Source organism: Escherichia sp. KTE96, from assembly GCF_000408525.1.
Classification (GTDB): Bacteria; Pseudomonadota; Gammaproteobacteria; order Enterobacterales; family Enterobacteriaceae; genus Escherichia; species Escherichia marmotae.
Genome location: NZ_KE137149.1, coordinates 1,859,182 through 1,860,085 on the forward strand (window position 1 = coordinate 1,859,182; position 904 = coordinate 1,860,085).

At 33.6% G+C, this 904-nt stretch carries 2 protein-coding genes; both read left to right on the plus strand.

Going from position 1 to position 904, the window contains the following annotated elements; translation table 11 throughout:
• On the plus strand, positions 1 to 302 hold a 302-nt coding region (locus A1WG_RS24990), incomplete at its 5' end, for a hypothetical protein (protein WP_222859134.1).
• A gap of 9 nt (positions 303 to 311) precedes the next feature.
• A complete protein-coding gene (locus A1WG_RS24665; RefSeq protein ID WP_133115481.1) occupies positions 312 to 665 on the plus strand; it encodes a hypothetical protein in 354 nt (117 codons plus the stop codon).
• Positions 666 to 904: the final 239 nt, after the last annotated feature.

The following is a 904-nucleotide window of genomic DNA, read 5'->3' on the forward strand; positions in this document are numbered from 1 at the left end:
ATGGACAGAAACTATCTGGCGTCAGTCCTTGCGGGGAGCGGTCTTGCCCTGAGGCAGCGGCTCATGCACATAACGGGAGAAAACGACCTCAACCACCTAAAAATCCGCCACCAAATGCAACTCCAGAACAGTTGAAAAAGTGGAGAGAAAAATGGAGTCGGTACAATCAACAACAAAAATATAGTCATCCTGAATCTCATCCAGACACATCGCATCCAGAATCTCATTATCATGAAGGTCAAAAGCCTGATATTTCACATCAGGGTGATGGGCGAGATATAAATAATCATCATACATTTTAGGGTAATGTAATGGAAAATCTAATTTTTTTTATTAAATATTTTGTTGTAAAGAACAGGCAAGCGCATTGGTTATCATTAACTTCTGGCAAATGGGATAAATTTTCTTCAAAAATTGACAAAATAGAAAAGCATCTTAATGAACGATGTGTATTAATAGAGAAGAATATAAGTGAGGAGTTTTCTCATTTTATTGATAAAAAAAATATAAGGCATTGTTTCTATTTTGATCGGTATTTATGCAATGAAAGACTCTCACCAGTTACATTTGAACAAATCCATGATGATAGTATTCTAGTATGTCCTGATTCAAAAGTTGCTTTTTATTTTCATCACGATGTATGGATGTGGTATTGCTGTGTTTGATTAATTTGAACAATAAGCACTTAGGTAATCAATCCTCTTAGTTTTTTGACGCATAGATATAAATTATGATTATGGCACTACCATTTTTATGATTTATAGAGGAAACAGGGAAAGATCACGTAACGCAGATTTTTTGTACTAAATAATTCGCACTAAATGTTCAATAATTGAGATATTCCTTATTACCTAAAGCTGTTTTTCATTGCTTATACATGATCAAATACTCCTTACATAATTAA

Bases quoted from the DNA above. Each gene is read 5' to 3' on its own strand.
- A1WG_RS24665 (WP_133115481.1), top strand. From the start codon at position 312: ATGGAAAATCTAATTTTTTTTATTAAATATTTTGTTGTAAAGAACAGG.